Origin of the sequence: Acetobacter sicerae (assembly GCF_011516765.1) — a bacterium.
In the GTDB taxonomy this organism is placed as follows: domain Bacteria; phylum Pseudomonadota; class Alphaproteobacteria; order Acetobacterales; family Acetobacteraceae; genus Acetobacter; species Acetobacter sicerae.
The window spans coordinates 525,165-543,310 of sequence record NZ_JAAABN010000001.1 but is presented as its reverse complement, the minus strand read 5'-3'; the positions used below and the strand labels follow the sequence as shown (position 1 = coordinate 543,310).

General features: G+C 61.7%; 13 protein-coding genes. 12 read left to right on the top strand and 1 reads right to left on the bottom strand.

The window, feature by feature from the left end; all coding sequences use genetic code 11:
* Positions 1-296: 296 nt before the first annotated feature.
* The 12 genes from GVI59_RS02430 (at position 297) to GVI59_RS02375 (ending at position 16,984) form a co-directional block, all read left to right on the top strand.
* Positions 297-1,202 (top strand): LysR family transcriptional regulator, encoded by a 906-nt coding sequence (locus tag GVI59_RS02430; protein ID WP_173572672.1) that lies wholly within the window; start codon positions 297-299, stop codon positions 1,200-1,202.
* 115 nt (positions 1,203-1,317) lie between these two features.
* The gene (locus GVI59_RS19345) at positions 1,318-3,093 is read left to right on the top strand and encodes an FUSC family protein (protein ID WP_173572671.1); all 1,776 of its coding nucleotides are present in this window, start codon (positions 1,318-1,320) and stop codon (positions 3,091-3,093) included.
* Positions 3,094-3,194: 101 nt separating this feature from the next.
* Positions 3,195-4,598: a glutamate--tRNA ligase gene (gene gltX, locus GVI59_RS02420; protein WP_173572670.1), complete on the top strand. Its 1,404-nt coding sequence runs from the start codon at positions 3,195-3,197 to the stop codon at positions 4,596-4,598.
* Entirely contained in the window at positions 4,591-5,550 is a 960-nt protein-coding gene (locus GVI59_RS02415) for an aspartate carbamoyltransferase catalytic subunit (protein ID WP_173572669.1), read from the top strand. The genes gltX and GVI59_RS02415 overlap by 8 nt, the downstream gene beginning before the upstream one ends.
* Positions 5,547-6,866, top strand: a complete 1,320-nt coding sequence (locus GVI59_RS02410) for a dihydroorotase (RefSeq protein WP_173572668.1) — start codon at positions 5,547-5,549, stop codon at positions 6,864-6,866. Before GVI59_RS02415 ends, GVI59_RS02410 begins: the two co-directional genes overlap by 4 nt.
* Positions 6,863-7,501 carry a glycerol-3-phosphate 1-O-acyltransferase PlsY gene (gene plsY / locus GVI59_RS02405; RefSeq protein ID WP_338422050.1) on the top strand — a complete coding sequence of 213 codons (639 nt, stop codon included), beginning with the start codon at positions 6,863-6,865 and terminating at the stop codon, positions 7,499-7,501. The genes GVI59_RS02410 and plsY overlap by 4 nt, the downstream gene beginning before the upstream one ends.
* Entirely contained in the window at positions 7,498-8,664 is a 1,167-nt protein-coding gene (gene dprA, locus GVI59_RS02400) for a DNA-processing protein DprA (RefSeq protein ID WP_173572667.1), read from the top strand. The genes plsY and dprA overlap by 4 nt, the downstream gene beginning before the upstream one ends.
* A 34-nt stretch (positions 8,665-8,698) precedes the next feature.
* On the top strand, positions 8,699-11,407 hold the full coding sequence (gene topA, locus GVI59_RS02395) for a type I DNA topoisomerase (protein WP_173572666.1): 2,709 nt from the start codon (positions 8,699-8,701) through the stop codon (positions 11,405-11,407).
* Positions 11,404-13,458 carry an RNB domain-containing ribonuclease gene (locus GVI59_RS02390; protein ID WP_173572665.1) on the top strand — a complete coding sequence of 685 codons (2,055 nt, stop codon included), beginning with the start codon at positions 11,404-11,406 and terminating at the stop codon, positions 13,456-13,458. The genes topA and GVI59_RS02390 overlap by 4 nt, the downstream gene beginning before the upstream one ends.
* Complete coding sequence (locus GVI59_RS02385; protein ID WP_242012876.1) at positions 13,455-15,236, top strand: S41 family peptidase; 1,782 nt, start codon at positions 13,455-13,457, stop codon at positions 15,234-15,236. The genes GVI59_RS02390 and GVI59_RS02385 overlap by 4 nt, the downstream gene beginning before the upstream one ends.
* Positions 15,233-15,574, top strand: a complete 342-nt coding sequence (locus GVI59_RS02380; protein ID WP_173572664.1) for a DUF1491 family protein — start codon at positions 15,233-15,235, stop codon at positions 15,572-15,574. The genes GVI59_RS02385 and GVI59_RS02380 overlap by 4 nt, the downstream gene beginning before the upstream one ends.
* A gap of 270 nt (positions 15,575-15,844) precedes the next feature.
* Positions 15,845-16,984 carry an OmpA family protein gene (locus GVI59_RS02375; protein WP_173572758.1) on the top strand — a complete coding sequence of 380 codons (1,140 nt, stop codon included), beginning with the start codon at positions 15,845-15,847 and terminating at the stop codon, positions 16,982-16,984.
* 86 nt (positions 16,985-17,070) lie between these two features.
* Here GVI59_RS02375 and cysK read toward each other — a convergent pair whose 3' ends face one another.
* Positions 17,071-18,060, bottom strand: a complete 990-nt coding sequence (cysK, locus tag GVI59_RS02370) for a cysteine synthase A (protein WP_173572663.1) — start codon at positions 18,058-18,060, stop codon at positions 17,071-17,073.
* Between the last annotated feature and the right edge of the window lie 86 nt (positions 18,061-18,146).

Genomic DNA, 18,146 nt, shown 5'->3' with positions numbered 1-18,146 from the left:
GCCTGAAATCCAGCATTCTTCCCGCAATATCGGGACAGTCCGGAGAACCGAGCGTTCGTGTCTGTCGTCTGTGGCTGCTCCCTGATCCGGATGAATGCTGGTGCCTGCCGACCATGCCCGATAGATGGATTGCGCCAGAGATCGTGCCGCGATGAAAGCGGACGGTTACAGTCAGATCCGGTCAGATTTTTCCGCCATCCCTGTAAGAAATGTCCGGTTTTTTATGATCGGGTGTTTTCCGTCTATGACACGCTGTTCTTGAATGACCCGAACAGGTGTGGCGAAGGGAAGATCGGATGTTTCTCCGGCAGTTGAGTTATCTGGTCGCGCTCGATCACTTCCGGCATTTTTCCCGTGCCGCAGCCCATTGTGGTGTCTCCCAACCCGCTCTTTCCACGGCCATCAGGCAGCTTGAGCATGAACTGGGCGTCTCCATCGTGCGCCGCCGTCACCGTGTTCTGGGCCTTACGCCGGAAGGCGAACGGGTCGTCGCGTGGGCGCGGCAGAGTCTGGCGGCGCTTGACGGGCTGAAACAGGAAGCGGGGTTCGCGCATGACGTGGCAGGTGGTTCGCTGTCCATCGGTATCATGCCGCCCGCCGTACAGATTGCGCCGCTGCTGGCGGAAAGCCTGCGTGCCGCGATTCCGGCCCTGCATCTGGAAGTGACGGTCGTCTCTTCTGCAGAGGTAATGCATGGGCTGACGGAAGAGCGTTTCAATCTGGGGCTGGTCTATCTCGACCAGCAGACGGCCGTTCCCAATATTGAAGGACATACCCTCTACAAGGAACAGCATGTTCTGGCCGCCGCTCCGGGTGTCGCGTTGCCGGGGCGGACACGCTGCAACTGGTCGCAGGCAGCCGAACTGCCGCTCTGTCTCTTCGACCGTTCGATGAAAAGCCGTCAGATCGTGGACGCGGCTTTTGAGAAAGCGGGGGTGAAAAAGCCGGACATCCAGTTCGAGACCAATGCGCTGGCGCTGCTGCATGCCGAACTGAAGGCGGGAAGGCTGGCGTCCATTCTGCCAATCGCCGCACTTCCTCCCGGCAGTGAAGGGCAGGGATTGAACATCCGTCGTCTGGAGCCTTCGCCTGAGGTGCCGGTGGGGCTGATCAGGCTCCGGCGTCCTCTGATGAGCGCCCTGATGCAGTGCGCCTGGAACACTGTGAGCGGTCTGGATCTGACGAGCGCTCTCGTGCTTTGAAAGCTGTATTATAAGCGCTGTTTATGATTCCATCACAAGAAAGACTTGGACTTTTTCCGCGCTATCGTCTGCTTGCAACGCCATGATCAACTGATGAGCAGGGAACGGGGCGAGCGTGACAACGGCGGCGGCAGAGCGGAACTGGAGCTGGCTTTTCGCGCCGTCGCCTGCGAATCTCGGCTTCGCAGTGCGCACTTCCTGTGCGGCGATCTTTTCCCTGCTTGTCGCCATGTGGATGGAACTGGGGAGCCCGCAATGGGCGCCGCTGACGGTCTGGGTGGTCGCCACAGCTTCCCGCGGTGAGTCGATTTCCAAGGCCCGGTGGCGGATGGTCGGAACAGTGGTGGGCTGTTCCGTCGGTGTGGCGCTGATTGCGTCCTTTCCCCAGCAGGCGGCCATTTTCTTCGTGGGGCTGGCCGCATGGATCGGCCTGTGCTGCGGCTGCGCCACCTTCTTCGACGGATTTCGGAGCTACGGCTTTCTGGTGGCCGGTTTCACCACGGCCATCGTCGCGGTGGACGCCATCCCGGACCCGGACGCCGCCTTCTCCGTGGCGATGGCGCGGGGAACGTACATCATTCTGGGTATCATCTGTGAAGGTGTGGCGACGATGATGTGCCTTCCGGATATGGAAGGAAACGCGCGTCGAAACCTCGTGAAGCGCCTGAGAAGTGTCGCCGCTCATACCAGCGCAATGCTTCAGACGGTGGATTTCTCACGACCCGTGCAGCAGGCTCTTCTGGCTGACATCATGGCGGCGGCCACCCGCATTGAATACGACGTGCTGGAAATGGGGCCGACAGCCGGACGGGCGGCGGACCATGCCCGCGCCGCTCTGGCGTCGCTGCTGGCGGCGTTCGCGCGGAGGAGGGCGGAGGCTGGCAGGCCCTCCATCGAGCGCAGCCTTGCCAATGCCGACGGGCATGTCCGGATGATCATCTCTCCCCAACGTGGCGACCGATTCCGCTTTACGTCCCGTTCCGTGCGGCAGGGCGTGGAAGGCATGCGCAACGGCTTGCGCGCAGCCGCCGGGATCATGGGGGCGTGGCTGTTGTGGGAAGTCACCGGGTGGCCGTCCGGCATCACCTTCGTGTCCTATGTCGCGCTGGTCTATGGACTGCTCGCGACGCGGGAAACGCCGACACTGGCGACGGGCGGTTTTGTGCGCGGCGCGATGTGGTGCGCATTTGTGGCGGGAATCTTCGTTGTGCTGGTGGTGCCGGGCGTGACTTCGCCGGAGCTTCTGGCGGGCGCGCTGATGGTGCCGATGGTGGCGGGTGGTCTGGCGGCCCGCACGCCACGGCTGGTCAATCACGCCTTTTCCTTCAACATGTTCCTGCCGGTCCTGATCGGTCCTGCGAACACCGGGCGCTATGACGAGATTTCATTCCTGAATGGCACCTCCGCCTTTCTCGGCGCCGTGTTTTTCTCCGCTGTCATGTTCCGCTTTGTGCTGACGTTCCGTCCTGATGACCATCTGCGCCGGACCATCGTGTGGGCGCAGCGGTGTCTGCGTGATCTGACCTACCCGCGCAGTCGCATGTCCGAGCGCGCCTGGCTGATCATGAACGCGGACAGCATGGTCCGGACGGTGCGCACGGCCCGCAATGTGCCGGATGACGTGGTTTTCGCCCGCTTCTCGCAGCATATGGCGATCATGACGGTCGGCATGTATGTCATCGAAGTGCAGGAACGGGCGCAGAGCAAGGCCTGTTCCCCGTGGCTTGCACGCCAGCTGCAGGTGTTCCTGCGTCTGTGGCGACAGGATCAGGAACGTGCGGCGGCGATACTGCCTGTTCTGCTGCGGTACATCGATCGGATGCCGGGTGACCAGACGGAACTGCGTTTCGCTCTTCGGGAAATGGTGCGGTTGCAGCCCGCCATCCGGTAGAGCCGCAATTCTCCGTCAGGCATGACGGGTGCGTCTCCTTCAGGGAGGTGTTTCCGAAATCTCCATAGCCGTCCCTCCGGCTCCGTGATATGCACCCGGTCATGACCGTTCGTACGCGCTTTGCCCCATCCCCGACCGGGTTGCTGCATATCGGCAACGCCCGCGCCGCCCTCTTCAATTTCCTCTATGCCCGCCATTGCGGTGGCCAGTTCGTGCTCCGCATTGAGGACACCGACAAGGAACGCTCCACGCAGAAAGCCGTGGACGTGATTTTCGATGGCCTGAAATGGATGGGGCTGACATGGGACGGTGAACCCGTATTCCAGTCCGCGCGGGAAGACCGCCACAGGGAAGTCGCCCTCCAGCTTCTGGCGGAAGGCAAGGCCTACAAGTGCTTCTGCACGCCGGAAGAACTGAAGGAAATGCGCGAGACCGCCGTGGCGGAGGGCAGGCCGCCCCGTTACAACGGCATGTGGCGCGATCGTGACCCGTCCGAAGCGCCTGCTGGCGCGCCGTACGCCATCCGCATCAAGGCCCCGCATGAGGGCGAGAACGTGATCGAGGATCTCGTGCAGGGCGAGGTCCGCGTGGCCAATGCCGAGCTGGACGACATGATCATCCTCCGCTCCGACGGCACCCCAACCTACCAGCACGCCGTGGTGGTGGATGACCACGACATGGAGATCACCCATGTCATCCGTGGCGACGACCACCTGACCAACACCTTCCGTCAGCTGATGATCTATCGTGCGATGGGCTGGGAAGCACCGCGCTTCGCGCATCTGCCACTGATCCACGGTCCCGATGGCGCGAAACTGTCCAAGCGTCATGGCGCGCAGTCGGTGGTCGAATTCCGCGAGATGGGCTATCTGCCGGAAGCGCTCTGCAACTACCTGCTGCGTCTCGGCTGGGGTCACGGCGACGCCGAGATCCTGTCCCGCGACGAGCAGATCCGTCTGTTCGACCTCTCCGGCGTAGGCCGCTCGGCGTCGCGGATGGATTACACCAAGCTGGAACACGTCAACGCCGTCTATCTGCGTGAAGCCGATGATGAGCGTCTGACCAATGACGTGATGGAGCGTCTGGCTGGTCGTGAGGGTGTGGAAACAGGTCCGGAAGTACGCAGGCGCGTGCTGGAACTGATGCCCGGCCTCAAGGAGCGCGCCCGCACGCTGGTCGAACTCACGGACAGTGCCGCGTTCCTTGGACGTCAGGTGCCGCTGTCCTTCGACGCCAAGGCCGAGAAGCAGCTTACTCCTGAAAACCGGGAGATGCTGGCTGATCTGGCCCGTGATCTGGCCGTGGTCGAGCCCTTCACGGCGGAGCCGATCCATGAAGCGCTCAAACTGTTCGCTGAAAAGCGTGAGCTGAAACTGGGAAAAGTCGCCCAGCCGCTGCGCGCCGCGCTGTGCGGCACGACGGTCTCGCCGGGCATTGACGCCACGGCGGCGGCTCTGGGGCGTGATGAAGTGCTGGCACGGATAGGGGCCGTTCAGAATGGCTGAGGCGTCGTCCGGGGGCTCCCGTTTTTTCGGTCCCTCGGACCGACACCTTCTCGGGATTCAGGGGATGCACCCCTCCCGGATAGAACCCATTCTTGATCTGGCGGAGAGCTATGCGCTCCTGAGCCGGTCCCGCAAGACACCGCGGGATCTGCTGCGGGGACGCACACTCATCAACCTGTTCTTCGAGGACAGCACGCGCACGCGCACGTCCTTTGAGCTGGCGGGAAAGCGCCTTGGGGCTGACGTGGTGAACATGTCGGTCGCGCAGTCATCCGTAAACAAGGGCGAGACGCTGCTGGATACGGCGGCGACGCTGAACGCCATGCGCACCGACCTGCTGGTGGTGCGTCATTCCCAGTCCGGCGCGCCTGCGCTGCTGGCGCAGAAGGTCGATGCTGCCGTTATCAACGCAGGCGATGGCACGCATGAGCACCCGACGCAGGCGCTGCTTGATGCGCTGACCATCCGCCGTCATCTGGGCCGTCTCGAAGGGCTGACCGTCGCCATCTGTGGCGACATAGCCCATTCCCGTGTGGCGCGGTCCAATATCCATCTGCTGACATCCATGGCGAACAAGGTCCGTCTGGTCGGCCCTCTGACGCTGGTGCCGCGTTCGATGGCCAGCCTCGGTGTTGAAGTGCATCATTCGATGGAAACCGGTTTGCGTGATGTTGACGTGGTGATGATGCTGCGTCTTCAGAAAGAGCGGATGTCCGGCGGCCTGATCCCCAGCGCCCGTGAGTATTTCCGCTATTACGGCCTTGATCAGCGCAGGCTCGATCTGGCGAAACCGGGCGCGCTGGTCATGCACCCCGGTCCGATGAACCGTGGCGTGGAGATTGCCAGCCAGATCGCGGATTCCGACCAGAGCGTGATCCGTGAGCAGGTGGAGATGGGTGTTGCGGTGCGCATGGCCGTGCTGGATCGTCTGTCCCGTGGAGGCCGGTCATGAGCACCTGCACCGTTTTCGAAAATGTACGCCTGATTGATCCTGCATCCGGACTGGATCGGCAGGGACGGCTTCTGGTGCGTGACGGCGTGATCGTGGGACATGATCTGCCTGACGCCGAGGGCAAGCCGGAAGGCGCCGAGATTGTGGACGGACAGGGGGCAGTTCTCTGTCCCGGTCTTGTCGATATGCGTGTCGAGATCGGCGAGCCGGGCCACGAATATCGTGAAACAGTCAAATCGGCTTCCCGCGCTGCCTTTGCGGGCGGTGTGACAACGGTCGCCGTGCTGCCGACCGGCTCTCCTCCCATCGACGATCCCGCCATGGTGCGGATGCTGCGGTTCCGTGGCGAGGAGCCTGATTACGTTTCGATCCTGCCATACGGTGCGCTCACCAAGGGCTGTCAGGGCGCTGAACTGGCCGAGATCGGCCTGCTGTCTGAAGCCGGCGCCGTGGCCTTCACGGACGGTAATCGCGCCATCGCCTCGGCGCGTCAGATGAAGCTGGCGCTGACTTATGCGCAGGCTTTCGATGCGCTGGTGGTGCAGCATCCGGAAGAACCGACACTGGCTGGCGGCTGTGCGACGGAAGGCGAACTGGCCCTGCGTCTCGGCCTACCCGGAATTCCGACGGCAGCGGAAGCGATCATGATCGCCCGTGACATCCGGCTGGTGGAGATGACCGGCGGCCGCCTGCATTTCGGGCATGTCTCGACGGGTGAGGGCGTAGAACTGATCCGTCAGGCCAAGGCGCGTGGCGTGCGCGTGACCTGTGATACGGCTCCCCAATATTTTGATCTCAATGAAACGGCGATTGGCGACTTCCGGACCTACGCCAAATTCTCGCCGCCTCTGCGTCGCGAGGATGACCGGCTGGCCATCTGCGCGGCTCTGGCGGACGGGACGATCGACGCCATCGCCTCCGATCATGCGCCGCGTGACCCGGACGACAAGCGGCTGCCGTTCGCGCAGGCTTCGGCGGGTGGAACCGGGCTGGCCACGCTGCTCGGCGTCACACTGACGCGCTATCACGACGGCACCCTGTCTCTGAGCGACGCGCTGGCGCTGCTGACGTGCAGGCCCGCTGTTCTGCTCGGCGTGAATGGGGCAGCAGCACGCGGTGGTGCGCGGCCTGTGGGGACGCTCGCCGCCGGAGCGCCGGCGGACCTCTGTCTGTTTGATCCCGACCGGGCATGGCAGGTCATTGCGGGCGAGCTTCCCGGTCACGCCCAGAACACGCCGTTCGATGGCAGGGCGCTGGAAGGGAAGGTCATGGGTACCTGGAAGAACGGGCGTCGGGTCTTCGGAGGTGCTGCGTGAATTTTTTCGAGTCACCCGGCACGTTGCTGGCGGGCGTGATGCTGCTGTCCTACATGCTGGGAAGCATTCCTTTCGGCCTGCTGCTGACGGCGGCATCCGGGCAGGGCGATATCCGTCAGATCGGTTCAGGCAATATCGGCGCGACCAATGTCCTGCGCACGGGCAACAGGAAGCTCGCCGCCGCAACGCTCCTGCTGGATGGCCTGAAAGGCGCGCTCGCAGTCCTCATCGCCTGGGTGATGACGCCGCCGGAACTCGGTGACCGGGCTGCGTCTCTGGCGGCGATCTTTGCCGTTCTGGGCCACTGCTTTCCCCTGTGGCTCGGGTTCAGGGGCGGAAAAGGTGTGGCTACGGGACTCGGTGTCGTGCTGGCGATGTCGCCGCTTGCCGGTCTGGCCTGCTGTCTAATCTGGGTGGTGGGTGCGAAAGTGACGCGCATTTCTTCTGCCGGGGCGTTGCTGGCCTTCGCCTGCATGCCTGTGATTCTGTTCTTCCAGAATGGACATTCCTTTTCAGGATCGGAAAAGCCGTTGGCCGGGGTGCTGGTCGCCTTCATCATCTTCATGCGGCATCGCACCAATATCGGTCGTCTTCTGAATGGGACCGAACCCAGAATCGGCCAGTCATCACGGTGAACGGCGACGGGCGTCTGAACCCCGATCTGCCAGCGCTGCTACGGCTGGCGCGCACCGAGAATGTTGGTCCGGTAACATGGCGTCGTCTCATGCACGATCATCCGTCAGCGGAAGAGGCGTTGGCGGCTCTGCCTGAACGGGCGCGGCGCGGCGGTCGCAAAGGGCCGCTGAGAATTCCGGAACAGGCCGAAATCGAGCGGGAAATCGAAGGCGTGCTGTCGCTTGGCGGCAGAATCCTCACTCTGTTCGATCCTGATTATCCACCGCTTCTGGCCGAACTTCCTGATTCGCCGCCCATTCTTTCCATGCTCGGCAGTCCGGCCTGCCTGTCGGCTCCGCGCAGTGTGGGAATCGTGGGGGCGCGTAATGCCTCCGCGGCAGGGATGCGGTTCGCGGAAAGTCTTTCGACAGAATTGTCCCATGCCGGAATTACGGTGATTTCCGGTCTGGCCCGCGGGATCGACGCGGCGGCGCATCGGGGTGCGCTGCATGGTGAATTTCCGGAATGGGGCAGTTCGGTCGCGGCCATCGCGGGCGGACTGGATGTTGTCTATCCGGCCGAAAATGCCGTCCTGCAGGCGTTGCTCGCAGAAAAAGGCGCGGTGGTGACGGAAGCGCCTTTGGGCACACAGCCACAGGCACGTCATTTTCCACGCCGAAACCGTCTCATTGCCGGATTGTCCCTAGGCACGGTGGTTGTGGAAGCCGCCATGAACTCGGGAAGTCTGATTACGGCGCAGTTGGCGGATCGTTACAGCCGCGCCCTTTTCGCCGTGCCGGGATCGCCGCTGGACCCGCGCTGTCGGGGCAGTAACGATCTTTTGCGCAGTCGTAATGCGCATCTGGTCGAAACGATTGACGATATTCTGCCTTATCTTCGCCACGCTCATGCGGCAGCGGGACAGATGTCGCCCGGGTTTGCAGAGGCTCAGGAGGAGTGGGGAGCGCCCTCCCTAACGGGTGATGCCGACCTTGATCGTGTGAGAAGAATGATTCCTTCACTTATCTCATTCACACCGGTCCCGGTTGACGATCTGGTGCGGCGCTGTCAGTTCTCGGTCTCGGCGGTTCTGACGGTGCTCACCGAACTTGAGCTTGCCGGCCGGGTGGAGATGCTGCCCGGAGGAGCTGTTGTCCAGTTGATGCCTGACGGAACGGGGTGATTCTTTCTCCCTGCCGGTCTGGCGCGGAGAGAGCATGACTGACGTCGTCGTGGTTGAGTCGCCTGCCAAGGCGAAGACGATCAATAAATATCTGGGCGACGGTTACACCGTTCTCGCCTCGTTCGGGCACGTCCGTGACCTGCCGCCCAAGGATGGGTCCGTTCTGCCGGATGACCATTTCGCCATGAAATGGCAGTCCGATGAGCGTGGCCAGAAACAGGTCGCGGCCATCGCGAAGGCCCTGAAGGGCGCGCAGACACTGTATCTCGCCACTGACCCGGATCGGGAAGGCGAGGCGATTTCCTGGCACGTCAAGGCCATGCTGTCCGAGAAAAACGCGCTCAAGGGCGTGAATGTGCAGCGCGTGACGTTCAACGAGATCACCAAGGGGGCCATCAAGGAAGCGATGGCGCATCCGCGTGACCTCGACATGCCGCTGATCGAGGCTTACCTCGCCCGCCGTGCGCTTGATTATCTTGTCGGATTCACGCTCTCGCCTGTCCTCTGGCGCAAGCTGCCGGGCTCGAAGAGCGCCGGTCGTGTGCAGTCGGTCGCGCTGCGTCTGATCTGCGAGCGCGAAGCCGAGATCGAGGTTTTCAAGCCCCGTGAATACTGGACGGTCGGCGCGACATTCCTCACGCCGGCAGGCGCTCCTTTTACCACGCGTCTGACGCATCTTGACGGCCGGAAGCTCGACCAGTTCGATCTCGCCAATGAAGAGCAGGCTTTCGCCGCGCGGGACGCGGTGCTGGGGGGTACGTTCGCGGTCAAATCCGTCGAACGGAAAAAGGTCAAGCGCAACCCGCCGCCGCCGTTCACGACGTCCACGCTCCAGCAGGAAGCCTCGCGCAAGCTCGGCATGGGCGCGCAGAACACCATGCGGACAGCGCAGCAGCTTTATGAAGGCATCGAGCTGGGTGGTGAGACGGTCGGTCTGATCACCTATATGCGAACCGATGGCGTCACGATGGCTGGCGAGGCAATCGCTGACATCCGTCGTCACATCGGCAAGGATTTCGGCGCGAATTACGTGCCTGCCCAGCCGCGCGTCTATTCGACCAAGGCCAAGAATGCGCAGGAAGCGCATGAAGCCGTACGTCCGACGGATGTCAGCCGTACGCCGGCTTCGGTCGCGAAATATCTCAGTGACGAGCAGCGGCGTCTGTACGAGCTGGTGTGGAAGCGCGCTGTCGCAAGCCAGATGCAGTCTGCGGAGCTGGATCAGGTTGCTGTCGATGTCGCCGATCAGCCCGGCAAGACCGTGCTGCGTGCGACGGGCTCGATCATCGCGTTCGATGGCTTCCTGAAACTCTATACGGAAGGCCGGGACGAGAGCGACAAGGCAGCGGACGACGAGAGCCGTATGCTGCCGCCGATGAACGAGCGCGATCCGCTCAAGCGTGGCGATGTGGAGGCTGAACAGCATTTCACGCAGCCGCCGCCGCGTTACTCGGAAGCGTCTCTGGTCAAGAAGATGGAAGAGATCGGCATCGGTCGTCCGTCCACCTATGCCTCCATTCTGACGGTCCTGAGAGACCGTAATTACGTGCGCCTGGAAGCCCGGCGCTTCATGCCGGAAGATCGGGGACGCCTTGTTACGGCGTTCCTCGTCTCCTTCTTCGAACGCTATGTCGATCCGCAGTTCACGGCGGGGCTCGAAGAGCAGCTTGACGATATTTCGGCAGGTCACGCTGACTGGCGCAAGGTGATGAGCGCCTTCTGGGAAGCCTTCTCCGCTGCCGTGGCTCAGACAAAAGACCTGACCATCACAGAGGTCATCGACGCGCTGGATCAGGACCTCGGCTCGCATTTCTTCCCGCCGAACGCGGAAGGAACCGATCCGCGAGTCTGCACATCCTGCGGTACGGGCCGTCTGGGGCTCAAACTCGGGCGCTATGGTGCTTTCATCGGTTGCTCCAACTATCCGGAATGTCAGTACACGCGGAAGCTGGCCGTCGAAGGCGGCGAGGGTGACGGCAGCGAAGAACTGAAAGACGGGATGAAGCTGCTGGGCCAGCATCCTGTCACCGGCGAGGACATCACGGTCAAGCGTGGGCCGTGGGGTCTTTACGTCCAGCAGGGTGAACCCAACCCGGAAGACAAGAAGGCCAAGCCGAAACGCGCTTCGCTGCCGAAGGGGTTAAGTCTGGAGAATCTGACGCTGGATCAGGCGGTCGGACTGCTGAGCCTGCCCCGGATTGTGGGTATTCACCCGGAATTCAATGAGCCGATTGAAGCCGGACTGGGTCGTTTTGGTCCGTATGTAAAGATGGGCGCGATCTATGGCTCTCTCGACAAGGACGATGACGTTCTGACAGTCGGGCTGAATCGTGCGGTGGACGCGCTGGCCAAGAAGATCGCCTCTATCCGCAATCTCGGGCCGCACCCCAAGGACGGCGAGCCGGTCATGGTGCGCAAGGGCCGGTTCGGGCCGTATGTCCAGCATGGTCAGGTCGTCGCCAATCTGGCGCGTGGCGAGAGCATGGACGATGTCACGCTCGATGGCGCTCTGGAATTGCTGGCCGAGAAGGGCAAGCCTCTGAAGCCGAAAGGCAAGGCAGGCGCCAAAAAGACGACCAAAACGGCAGCAAAGACCACAGCGAAGAGTAAGGCCAAGGCAGAGGGCGACGCCGAGAAGCCGGCAAAAAAGACGACGAAAGCGAAAACGGCCACGGCTGCAAAAAAGAAGCCTGCCACCCGCAAGAAAGCAGCGACCGCGAAAGATCAGACGTCCTCTGAATGAGTGCTGATACAGGATCATTCCTGTCCTCTGGCGCAGGCCTGCCGGACAGGAATGTTCTGGCGCAGGTCCTTCGGGACTCACCTGCGCCGCTGACAGCCGGACAGTTGGTTCGTCGGCTGGGCCTGCCGCCCGATCATAAGAAGCAGGTGCGGGCCGTGCTGCACGCGATGGCGCTTGATGGCGTGTTTCGGGAAGAATCCCTGCTCGGCAAGCTGCGCGGCGAGACGGATCTGCCCCTGCTGGCGGAGATCGTTATCACCGGTCATGACCGGCATGGCGCACCGTTCGGCAGGATCGCGGCAGAGGAACCTTTCGGCAGGAGAGCCGCGGCGAAAGATGGTCAGCCAATCGTGTTCGTGCATCAACCTCCAGTTGATGAACCGCCGCTTGTGGCTGGATCTTGCTTACTGGCGCGTCTGCGTTCGGTCGGCGCTAACCGCTATGAAGCCCGGATACTGAAAAGACAGGCGCCTGTCCGCTTTGTCGGTATTTTTGGCGAACAAGAGGATGGACAGGTAAGGACCTGTGACCCGCAAAGCGCCTGCTGCCGCCCGGTTCCGGCAGATGAACGTCTCGGTCTGAAAGAAGGCGATCTCATTCAGGCGGATGATGAAGGTCACATCTGTCACCGTTTCGGCAGATGGGACGATCCGCAGGCCGTCGCGGATATGGGGCGCGCCGAATATGGTCTTCCCGAAGTCTTTCCGCCTGACGTTCTTTCCGAGGCCATGCGATTAAGCGTCCCTGAAGAAGGGCGGTTACCATCCGGTCGTAAGGATTTTCGCTCGATTCCATTCGTGACGGTCGACGGTCCGGATGCACGCGACTTCGATGACGCAGTCTGGGCCGAACGCGAAGGCGAGGGCTTTCGGCTACTCGTCGCCATTGCGGATGTCTCGCACTATGTTTCGCCAGGGTCGGCTCTTGATATGGAAGCGCGACGGCGCGGACATTCCGTTTACTTCCCGGACGGCGTCGTCCCGATGCTGCCCCTCCGTCTGTCGCAGGATCTCTGTTCGCTTCGGCCTAATGAAGACCGTTTCTGCGTTGTCTTCGATATGCGCTTCAATGCAGAGGGGCAGCCTACGGACACCCGCATCGACCGTGGCGTCATACGGAGCCGCGCGCGTCTGACTTACGAACAGCTTGAGGCAATGCGTGAAGGTTCGCACGCTTTCCTTCATGAGGATCTGGGGCGCAGCTGGGTCGATACGCTGTATGCGGCACATGAAGCGCTGATGGCGGCACGTATACGGCGGGGTTGCCTGCGAATTGCGGACAGGGATCTGCTTCGCGTGGAACTGGACAGATCGACCGGGCGTTTAGCTGTTTTGGACAGCCGACCACTTGAAAGCAGGCATCTTGTCGAGTCCTTCATGATTGCAGCTTGCCATGCCGGTGCACGGGTCTTGCGTGACAAGGGGAAAGCCGCGCTTTTTCGGTCTCATGCCGATGCACGTGCTGTGGCGGATGTGCCACGTCTGCCTGCCGTTTACGTCACCGAACCAGCGCGTCACGCGGGCCTGCAGCTGGATGTCTACGCGCATCTCACCAGCCCGATACGTCGGTATGCCGATCTGACGAATCACCGCATGCTTCTGGAAGCGATTGTTCCGGAAGAGCCGCATGCACAGGCGCAGCCTGCTGATGACCGAGATCTTCTTGCTCTGTCTGCGCATCTGACCATGACCGAGGCCCGGGCGACCGAGGCGTCCGCAGTCACGCGGCAACGTCTGTTGGCGCTCTGGTTATGTCAGGATCAGGAGAGGATCTGGTCCGGCCATGTGACTGGTGCGACCCCGGATGGCGCTCTGGTCACATTGACGGAAACGCAGACAACCGGTCTGCTTCCTTTCCGGGAAAATGCAGACCGAAAAATGCATTCGGATTCGAGTGGGGGAAGTGAAGCGTGTTCTGGCGCAGCAGCGTCCTCTCCGGATGCATGGGCAATGTTTTCCCTGCGAAAGGGGGCCGTCGTGCGTGTCAGAATCGCCGGTCTGTCACACGACGTCTTTCGGTGCATCTTTCAGTTTGCAGGGTTTTCCGCATGAGAAACCCGCGTCTGTCCGTGCTGCCTTTCTCAGACTCTCAGGGACTGCGCAGGTTTCGTCCTGTGATTCTGCCTCTGGCTGTCGCTGTCTGGCTGCTGACCACGGCAGTCTGCGCCTACGCTGCCACAACGCCGGAAGAGGAAAAGGATGGAGCGCACACTCCCGCCGTTCCCGTTGCCGGGCAGAAGCAGCCAGCCAAGGAGACGGCGACGTCGCCAAGCGAGACTGCGGCTGCCGGAGAACAGGCGGGCGCGCAGAAGGACACTTCATCGCCACTGAACGCCAGTCTCATACGGTCGGTCATCCAGACGGCTCTGGACTTCCTGCAGCCCCGGACTCTCCATCCCTATGACGCACGTCAGTTATGTCTCTGGGGACTGGGGGGAATCAGCGCGCTTGATCCGGCCCTGCGCGTTGTCGAGGTTCCTGATGGAATTCAGCTCATGCAGGGACAGTCAGTGGTTCTGAGGCGTCCTGCGCCTGTCGCGAACAGTTCGCGGGACTGGGCCGCGCTCACGACCGATTTCCTCCTGTCCGCCACGGAACATTCATCGGTTCTGCAGAGTGTGCAGGGAGACGGACTGACCCAGAGCTTCTTTGACGAACTGTTCAATCATCTCGATCCATATTCCCGCTATGTCGGTCCGACACCCGCTGACACCGACCGTACGGTACGAAGTGGCGGCAATGCGGGAATCGGCATCACGATTGATGAACAGACTGTTCCTCCCTCAGGTCGAAACAGGACAGCGTCGCGCCATCTGGTTGTCAGCGCCGTCAACACCAATGGACCCGCCTGGCCAGCCGGAGTGGATGTCGGTGAACGCCTTGTTGCTGTTGACGGACACAGCGTGGTCGGTCGGTCGGTCGAGCAGGTGAACGCCCTCATTGCGGGTGATCCCGGCAGTCACGTGTCAGTGCGACTTTATTCTCCGGTGCAGAAGCGGACGCGGACGCTGCAACTGCGACGGGAGAGAATACCGCCGGAAACGGTCTTCGCCTTCAGCGCAGGACCACTGGTGATTATCCGTATCACATCCTTTTCTTCCGAGACTGCGGAGGAAATGAGCCAGTATCTCGATCAGGCGACACAGGACCGTCATCTGCGTGGCATCCTCATCGATCTGCGGGGCAACAGGGGCGGTGTGCTGCAACAGGCTGTCACCGCTGCTGCGCTTCTGCTGGATAACGGTGTGGCTGTCGTCACAAAGGGTCGTGATCCCCAGGCGAATCATGTCTGGGCCGTGCAGGGGGGTGACATGACCAATCATCTTCCCGTTGTCGTTCTGGTGGACGGCCGTACGGCGAGCGCCGCCGAAATTCTCGCGGCGGCGCTCGCCGATCATCACCGGGCCGTGGTCGTGGGAAGTTCAACAATGGGAAAGGGGCTGGTGCAGACTGTCGCGCAGTTGCCCGATCGTGGTGAACTGTTCGTGACCTGGAGCCGGGTGATCGCGCCGCTTGGCTGGCCGCTTCAGGGACTGGGGGTGATGCCGCAGGTTTGTACGAGCCGCGGGGCTGCCGACACGGAGAAGCAGATGGCGGCGCTGCGGGACGGTCATACGCCGGAGGACGCATCCGTGGGACAGTCGCGGAGTGTCCGCTACCCGGTTCCTGTTTCCCGGATCCTTGAAATCCGGAAAACCTGTCCGGCCGCTCTTGGTGGTGATCTCGATCTGGATGTGGGACGTGACCTTCTCGAAACGCCCGCAGCCTACAGGGCGGCTCTTTTCATGATTCCAGATGAAGCGGACACAGCAGGAATGGAAGCCGAATGAGCGTGGAACCCCGTCTCAGAACTGGTTTATGGGTGAGCGCCGTGTTGCGGCAGGCCAATTCCGCTGGATGTCCGGCTTTTCGTCGTCGCCGTGGTGACGAGGATGCGGGAGGCGTGCTGGCCATTCTCACGTCGCGTGACAGAAAGGCTGTTGTGCTCGCACAGACTCGTGCGCCAGACGGCTCTCCGGCATGGATCAGGGGAAGCGGCGCTGAGCCGGTCGATGAGGCGACTGCGGAAGCTTATGTGGACAGACAGGTCGGGCGCGATCCTGATCTCTGGGTTCTCGAATTTGAAACCGAGGACCTGACACCTCCCTTCGAGGCTGTCTTGCTTTAACCCTTAAGGCGTTGCATGAGAGCCACAGATGAACGGTAAGCCGTGCGGGCCATGCAACCTCCGGCGCTCTCCGGGTTTGCAGACATGTTGAGAAAACGGCGGTAAATGCCGAACGACTGAGCAGAATTTTCAGAGTTAAAAGTCTTGTGGCCGGTGTTGCGAGTTGCGCGAAGGCCTGGTTTCGGCAAAACAAGGCCATGTGATATTGCAGTGACATTGCACCGGGTCGAAGTGTCCGGTCGATTGCGGTGCAGATGTGAGGAGAACATGATGAAGCTGCGTAACGGGTTTCTTACGGGATCAATCCTGTCGGCGCCGCTTGTCGTCCTCGCTTTGTCCGCCGCCGCTTCCGCCCAGCCTGTGCAGGGTCTGTATATTGCAGGTGAGGGTGGTGCGACTTTCAATCAGGATCAGCAGGTTCGCCTGACACACAACATGCCGAGCGGACGCGATACCTGGAAAACAGGTGCTGTTGGCATAGGCTCGATTGGTTACGGACTTGGTAACGGCTTCAGGGTGGAACTCGAAGGCAATTACCGGAACATGGATTACCATCGGCTTTCCTCTGCCACCGTCTCCACAAAGGGCGATGGGCGTCGCCAGACGTCCGGTCTGATGGCCAACGCCCTGTTCGATCTGGATATCGGTAAGAGCTGGCTGTTCCCGTATTTCGGCGCCGGTATCGGTTACGGCTGGACCCATATGCATACGAGCATCACGGGCCTTGACCGCTCACTCTCCGAGGAGGTGCGGGGCACTCATGGTGGCTTCACCTATCAGGGCATCTTCGGCCTTGCCTTCCCGGTGCCATGGGTCGTGGGCCTTTCCGCGACAGCCGAGTACCGCTTCTGGACCATGCTGGCTCCGCAGGGTTTCCATGCGACTGCGCTTGGCACGGTTGGCGGAAGGAATACGGTCAAGGAATATGGTCTGGCGGAAAACAACCGCAGTACAGCGACCGACTTCAACCATTCCCTGATGCTGGGGCTGCGCTACGAATTCAATCCTGCGCCGCCGCCGCCGCCGCCAGCGGAGGTCGCGCCGGCCCCGATGCCGACGGCAGCCAGAACCTATCTCGTGTTCTTTGACTGGGATGATGCGGGGCTGAGCGACCGCGCGCGCTCCATCGTCTCCGTGGCCGCTCAGGCATCCGGGCACACGGCCCTGACCCGCATTCAGGTTTCAGGTTACACCGATACGTCGGCAGCCCATCAGGGGCCGCGTGGCGAGCGTTACAATATGGCGCTCTCCATCAAACGCGCCGAGACGGTCAAGGCTGAACTGATCCGTGACGGCGTGGCCGGTTCCATCATTGATGTGCAGGGATATGGCCAGACTCACCCGATGGTTCCGACGGGTCCGGGAGTGAGAGAGCCTCAGAACCGGCGTGTGGAAATCGTTCTGCGCTGAACGCCTGCTCTGTAAGCCTGGTCTGCAAAGGCGGGTATAAGCTTTATTCCTGATGAGCAACGGGGCCGAAAGGCCCCGTTGTCTATTCACAGCCCGTTGAAAAGAGACGTGGACAGATAGCGCTCGGCGAAAGATGGGGCGATGGCCACGATGGTCTTGCCCTTGTTCTCGGGCTGATGAGCCAGCGTCACTGCGGCATGCAGGGCTGCACCCGATGAAATGCCGATGGGGATACCATCCAGCCGGGCGCAGCGTCGGGCGGCGGCGATGGCTTCCCGTTCAGAGACCGTCAGAACACCATCAAGGGCTCCGACATCGAGCGTGCGAGGACAGAAGCCGGGGCCGATACCCTGAATGCCATGCGGTCCCGGCTCATCTCCGTTGAGAATCGCACTTTCGGCAGGTTCAACACCAAAAACCTCAAGCCCCGGTTTTTTCTTTTTCAGGGCGTGCGCAATGCCGGACGCCGTGCCGCCCGTCCCGACGCCAGCGACGACGACATCCACTGTGCCGGCTGTATCGGCCCAGATTTCCTCAGCCGTTGTCTGCTCATGCACGAGCGGGTTGGCCGGATTGTCGAACTGGCCCGGCATCCAGGCGTCAGGAGTGGTTTTGAGGATTTCCTGCGCCCGGGCAATGGCTCCCGCCATGCCAAGACGGGAAGGGGTGAGTTCAACCTGTGCATCCATCAGCCGCAGCATTTTGCGACGTTCAATGGATGCGCCCTCCGGCATGGTCACAATCAGACGATACCCACGGGAAGCAGCGACAAACGCCAGAGAAATGCCTGTATTGCCGGATGTGGGTTCGACCAGAACACTCTTTCCGGGAGTGATGAGGCCCTGTTCTTCCGCCGCCAGCACCATGGCGGCGCCGATGCGGTCTTTCACCGATCCGAGTGGGTTAAAGAACTCAAGCTTGAGGAGAACGCGGGCCTCAAGCCTGTCTTCTTCCATCATGCGAGGCAGGCCAACCAGAGGGGTGCCGCCGACCACATCCACCACGGAATCGAAAATCCGTCCGCGAGGAGGGGCAAGCTTGAAATCAATACGGTCGGCTGGCGTCTCGGAGACCATTGCATAACCTCTTTTCTGGCGCTCTCTGCCGGCAGGACAGGGGTTTGAACCGTGCCGCCACGGAGAATCGATCTGGCTGAAGTCCT